This window comes from Mesorhizobium sp. M4A.F.Ca.ET.020.02.1.1 (genome assembly GCF_004022645.1).
Taxonomy (GTDB): domain Bacteria; phylum Pseudomonadota; class Alphaproteobacteria; order Rhizobiales; family Rhizobiaceae; genus Mesorhizobium.
The window spans coordinates 1-5662 of the sequence record NZ_RZOI01000391.1 but is presented as its reverse complement, the minus strand read 5'-3'; the positions used below and the strand labels follow the sequence as shown (position 1 = coordinate 5662).

At 64.6% G+C, this 5662-nt stretch carries 5 protein-coding genes and 2 pseudogenes; 2 read left to right on the top strand and 5 right to left on the bottom strand.

Annotated features, from left to right (window positions below):
- The 5 genes and pseudogenes from EN742_RS22000 to EN742_RS21980 all read right to left on the bottom strand — a co-directional run.
- A pseudogene (locus tag EN742_RS22000) lies at positions 1–421 on the bottom strand (histone deacetylase family protein); the annotation flags it as partial.
- Complete coding sequence (locus tag EN742_RS21995; RefSeq protein WP_245455473.1) at positions 418–915, bottom strand: GNAT family N-acetyltransferase; 498 nt, start codon at positions 913–915, stop codon at positions 418–420. The pseudogene EN742_RS22000 and the gene EN742_RS21995, both read right to left, overlap by 4 nt.
- Before the next feature lie 96 nt (positions 916–1011).
- A complete protein-coding gene (locus tag EN742_RS21990) occupies positions 1012–1941 on the bottom strand; it encodes a 3-keto-5-aminohexanoate cleavage protein (RefSeq protein WP_126054811.1) in 930 nt (309 codons plus the stop codon).
- A 14-nt stretch (positions 1942–1955) separates the two neighbouring features.
- Entirely contained in the window at positions 1956–3338 is a 1383-nt protein-coding gene (locus EN742_RS21985) for an aspartate aminotransferase family protein (protein ID WP_128333270.1), read from the bottom strand.
- Between the two features lies 1 nt (position 3339).
- Positions 3340–4977, bottom strand: a complete 1638-nt coding sequence (locus tag EN742_RS21980; protein WP_128333269.1) for a N,N-dimethylformamidase beta subunit family domain-containing protein — start codon at positions 4975–4977, stop codon at positions 3340–3342.
- Between the two features lie 150 nt (positions 4978–5127).
- Between EN742_RS21980 and EN742_RS21975 the strand changes: the two genes are divergently transcribed.
- Positions 5128–5376: a ParB N-terminal domain-containing protein gene (locus EN742_RS21975; RefSeq protein ID WP_126054808.1), complete on the top strand. Its 249-nt coding sequence runs from the start codon at positions 5128–5130 to the stop codon at positions 5374–5376.
- Positions 5377–5465: 89 nt separating this feature from the next.
- A pseudogene (locus EN742_RS21970) lies at positions 5466–5662 on the top strand (hypothetical protein); the annotation flags it as partial.

Below are 5662 nucleotides of genomic sequence, written 5' to 3'. Positions count from 1 at the left end.
CCGCTTCGGCCGCCTCAACGGCGCTCCAGGCGCTCCACAGCGAGCTGTTCCAGGTTTCGGCCGAGATCGGGCAGGCTGTGTCCGCCATGTGGTAGCCGGCCTGGCCAACGGCGGACGCAGGATAAGAACCGCCACGGGCGATCGGATGGATGTTCGGGATCACTTCCGCCGAGGCGCCTTCGATACGCTGCCAGCGCTCGAAAATATGCTCGAGGAAGTCGAGATATTCGGGCGTGTGCACCGCCGCGACCGGACGCAGCCCATGGTTCCGCGGCCGTTCGATCGCCGAGCCGGCGGCTTTCGCGCCGGCCAGCAATCTTTCGATGCGCTCCGGCTTTTCCGGATTGGGCTGCTGGGCGCCGCTGGAGAGGAAAGCCTTGGGATCGTGGCGCTTCTGTTCCTCGGCATAATAGGTTTTCATGCGTTGTCCTCTGGTGCATCCGCAAAGGCGAAGAATGCCTCGCCAGCGATTTTCTGCGCCTGTTCGTAGCTCGACCAGCCAATGCCCAGCCTTTCATAAAAGGCCTTGGCGGTTTCGTTGTCGGTGTCGACGGAGAGCCGGAGATAGACGCCGCCTTCAGCGCGACATTCCTTCGCCACGCGCCGCAGCAGTTTTTCGCCGATCCGGCGGCCGCGAAAGCGGTCCTCGACATAGAGGTCCTGAACATAGACGCCAGGCCGGCCCATCCAGGTTGAGAAGATCGGAAAGTGCAGGCAGAGCCCCGCGAACTCGCCGTCCACCTCGGCGATCAGGGCGGAGAAGGCCGGCTTTTCGCCGAAGCCGTAGCGGCGAAGGTCATCCGCTGTCGAGGTGATCTGCTGATGCGCGCCGATATGGGCGCTCATCCGCAGCAGCGCGGCATGGATGGTTTCGGCGTCGTCGATACGGCCGAGCCTGATGTTGACTGTACTCACGACCGGCAAGGCGCCAAGGCACCCTCCTTGAGGGGGAGATGGCCGGCAGGCCAGAGGGGGGTAGGACTGGGCGCTATCATCTCACCCCACCGCACTTCAAAACGCCACCCGGTCGCCGCCCTTCAGTGCCAGCATCTCGCGCGCTTCCGCGGGCGTCGCGACCTCCAGCGACAGGCCATCCAGCACCGAGCGGATGCGCCGCACCTGATCGGCGTTCGACTTGGCCAACTGCCGCCCATCGTAGAGGCTGTCCTCCAGCCCGACGCGGACATTGCCGCCCATGGCGGCGGCGATCGAGATCAGCGGCATCTGGTGGCGGCCGGCGGCGAGAACCGAGAATTGGTAGCTGTCGCCGAACAATTTGTCGGCGATGCGCTTCATGTGGATGAGATTGTCGGGATCGGGGCCGATGCCGCCTAAAATGCCGAGCACAAACTGGAGGAACAGCGGCCCCGACACCAGCTCGCGATCGCGCAAATGCGCCAGCGAATAGAGGTGGCCGACATCGTAGCATTCGAACTCGAAGCGCGTGCCGCAGCCCTTGCCGAGCTTTTCCAGCACCGTCTCCATGTCGGCGAACGTGTTCCTGAAGATCGTGTCGCGCGTGGCTTCGAGCAGCTTCGGCTCCCACTCGTGCTGCCACTCTCGCGGCTTGTCGAGCATCGGGAACAGCGCGAAATTCATCGAGCCCATGTTGAGCGAGCACATTTCGGGCTCGGCCCGGAGCGGTGCGGCGAGCCGCTGGTCGAGCGTCATCAATGAGGAGCCGCCGGTGGTGATGTTGATCACCGCATCCGTCGCCTGCTTGATGCGCGGCAGAAATTGCATGAACACATCCGGGTCGGCCGTCGGCCGTCCATCCCTCGGATCGCGGGCGTGCAGATGCAGGATCGAGGCGCCGGCTTCGGCGGCGGCGATTGCGTCTGCGGCAATCTGGTCTGGTGTGACGGGCAGATAGGGCGACATGGACGGCGTATGCACCGAGCCGGTGACCGCGCAGGTGATGATGACTTTTCTCGTCGCCATCTTGTTCTACCCCTTCAGGTTTCGGCCGGCAGGTCGAGTTCGGTGGCGAGTGCTGCCAGCGAGTCGCCGATAATGGCGATCATCTCGCCGATCTGCTCGCGCGTGATGATCATCGGCGGCGCCACCATGAAGTTGTCGCCGTCGACGCCGCCCTTGACCTTGCGGCCGTAAATGATCAGGCCGCGTTCATAGGCGAGGTCGAGCAGGCGCTGCGTCGCCTTCTTGCTCGGCGCGATCGGGGTCAGCGTCTCCGGATCGGCTACCATTTCGGCGCCGAGCAGCAGCCCTTTGCCGCGCACGTCGGCGATGAAGGGGAAGCGCTTCTGCAACTCCCTCAGTTCGCCGATCAACACGTCGCCCATGGCGGCGGCGTTGGCGATCAGGTCGAGACGATCCATCTCGCCGAGCACTGCGAGTCCGGCGGCGCAGGCGAGTGGATTGCCGGCGTAGGTGTGGCCATGCTGGAAGCCGCCGGCGGCAAGCAGCGGCTCGACCAGCCGCATCGGTGCCGCCAGCGCGCCGAGCGGCGCGTAGCCCGAGCCCAGCCCCTTTGACAGCGCGACCAGGTCGGGCTTGCAGTTCCAGTGATCGCCGCCGAGGAATTTGCCGGTGCGGCCGGCGCCGCTCATCACCTCGTCATGGATCAGAAGGATGCCGTAGCGGTCGCAGATATCGCGGATGCGCGGATAATAGCTGTCGGGCGCGACTAGCGCAGCCGTCGCTGCCCCGCCGACCGGTTCCATGATGAAGGCCAGCACATTCTCCGGGCCTTCCGTCTGGATCTTTTCCTCCAGCATGTCGGCATAGCGAATGCCACGCTGTTCCATCGAAAGATTGTCGCGGTCGCGCCACGCCGTCGGTGCCGGCACGGTCGGCATCGCCCGCATCATCGGCTTGAAGGTTTCGGCCAGGGCATCATCGCCGGTGACCGCGAGCGAGCCAAGCGTGCCGCCATGATAAGAGGGGAAGCGTGCGATCACCTTCCAGCGCTTGGGCTGGCCAGTGGCGACCGCCCATTGCCGGGCGAGCTTGATGCAGGATTCCGTTGCTTCTGAGCCGCCGGAGACGAAGAAAATGCGGTCCATTCCCTCGGGAAGTCTTCGCGCCAACTCCCGTGCGAGCTCCTCGGCCGGCTCGTTCTCGAAATGCAGCCGGTAGGCGAAGGTGGTCTTGTCCATCTGCCGCTTCATGGCGTCGAGCACATTGCGGTTGGAATGGCCGATATTGGCGACCATCGGCCCGCTTGATCCGTCGATGAAGCGGCGGCCGTCCTTGGTCCAGAAATAGATGCCTTCGGCGCGATCGACGAGCGGCCGGCGCAGGCTGGACAGATAGAACAGATGCGACCGCGGCCGCGCTTCGGCGTCAGGGGCAGGCTGGACTTGCGGTTTCGGCATGTCAGGACTTTCCGAGATAGCGATCGAGAACATTTTTCGTCACGCGCTCGACCATCGCGTCCTGCCTTAGCAGGCCGGCGACCCATTCGCAGCTTCCGGCATGGAACACCTCGCCCTTGCCGCGCGGGAAATTGACGATCATGCCATTGCCGCGCTTGACCTTGTCGAGATTGGCGTCGCTCGCCTCGCCGAACAGAGTCTCGGCGGTGAAGCGGCCGTCCTCGTCGGTCAGGAACTGATCCTCGATCGGGATGTCGGCGCTTTCCTCGACCTGGCTCGCCATGCCGACTGCCAGCACCTGCAGGCCGTCCGGCGCGCCGCTCTCCGCGGTTGGGTAGGGCAGGCCGCCGCGGATCTCGAAATCGAGCCCATCGACCTCATAGCCGTAGACGTGGCTGTCGGCGCCAAGCAGGTCGCCATAGTAGATGCCGGTCCCGCCGAAGGCCCAGTGCTCGGGGCGGTAGACGGGGAAGCCGCGCACGCCGCGCGGCGCGCAGCCGCCCCAGCCGGCATAGACGCCCCTGGTGGCATTGAGGCCGAAGGTTGCAGAACCCGGCCGGCCGATCTCCGGCGCTTCCCAGGAATTGGTGGCGCGGGTGACGTCGCCGCGATAGGCGGGATCCTCGGCCCGCGCCCGGTATTTGTAGCAGACCTGCCGGCGGCCTTCGTCCTCCAGCCTAGTCTGCCACATGAAATTGCCAGCAAAGCGCGCCGCGTGGCCGCCACGCTCGACATAGGCGTCAACCGCATCGCGCATCTCCCAGGTCCAGTATTCGTCATGGCCGACAAAGACGACGCAGTCATAGCCGTCGAGGATGTCGGGCGAAAAATGCAGCTCGTGCTGGCTGGTAAGGTCGACCGCGTAGCCGGCGCGCTCGGCGAAACGGAAGAAATGGCTGTCGTAGCTCGCCCAGCCTGAGGAGGCGTATTTCTTCGAATGGCCGGTGGCGAAAGCCCATTCCATGTGCGGATATCGCGGCACGGTCTTCGGCGGCACCGCGACCTCCAGCGGCACGCGCGGCGCCTCCTTCGGCAGCACGACGAAGCCGCGGCACCAGGGACGCTGCGTCGACACCATCGTCGCGTATTGGTCCCGGTTCGGGCCGGTGATGCCCTGATAGTGGTTGGAGCCGCCCCAGGTGTTGTAGGCGAGCCAGGTCCCTGTCGCCGCGACCTGCAGCAGACGGCCGGGTTTCCTGCCGGGCAGGGGCGTGACGATGAAGAGGTGATGGCTTTGGATCGGCGTGCCGTTGCGGCCCTCGGCGGTGAGCGTGACGCGATAAGCGCCGGACGGCCAGTCGTCGCCGACGCGGAACTCGAAAGAGGCGTCCCAGCCGCAGCCTTCGACCGAACATTGGTCGGGCGTCTCCTGCCAGCGCGCCGCGATGCCGGCTTTCTCGAAGACCTGTGTTTCGGCGGCGCCGTCGCGAACAATCTTCATGCCGAATTGCGGCGCCGTCACGCTGACATGCAACGCCACCGTTTCGCCAGGCCGGTACGAAAAACGGTCGCTGTAGCACCAGATCTCGCCGCGCGCACCGTCCATGCCGGGCCATTCGTAATAATGGCCGCGCACCGCCTCGCGACGCTGCTCGGGCGTCAGCCCGAAATCGGGGAATTCGGTCGGCAGTCGCGTCAATGAACACCTGAAACCAACAGGCCGCCATTGAGACCATTGGCCGGCCAAGCGTCAAATGGAAACGATCGGGCCAGCAAGTGCTTGCCCTTGGCCATATCCGGCAAACAGACTATCTCATGTCGGGGTGACATTTCAGCGCCGGGAGCCAGGATGCTGCGCGTGCAAAAGGTCAAGGTCGACGACATCTACGTGCCCGCCGCGCGGCGTAAGACGCTGCATCCGGAAACGGTCCGCCATCTGGCCGAGGACATTCTCGAAAACGGTATGAAAATGCCGATCCAGGTCCGCCACGACGGCAAGCGCCACATTCTGGTTGAAGGCCTGCACCGGCTGGAAGCCGCCAAATGGCTGGGCGAGACCGAGATCGACGCCTATCTGGTGCAGGCCAAGCGCCACTGACCAATTTCGCATCTGCTGCAAATTTTCTCGCGGCCATGTCGGCTTGCGCTCTGCCGTCGCGTCCTTGGGGCACAACTGGAGGAGACCAAATGCCCAAGACCCTGTTTTTCGCCCTGCTCGCTTCGGCCGTGGCCCTGATTGCCGCGCCAAATGCACAATCCGAGGAGACAAAGCCTGCCATGACCGCTGCCACCAAAGCCGCTGCGAAGCCGGATTTCTCCGGCTTCGCAGCGGCTTTGGTGGCAGCGGTCATGGCAGGCTTTGTCTCCTCGGATTGTGCATTTGG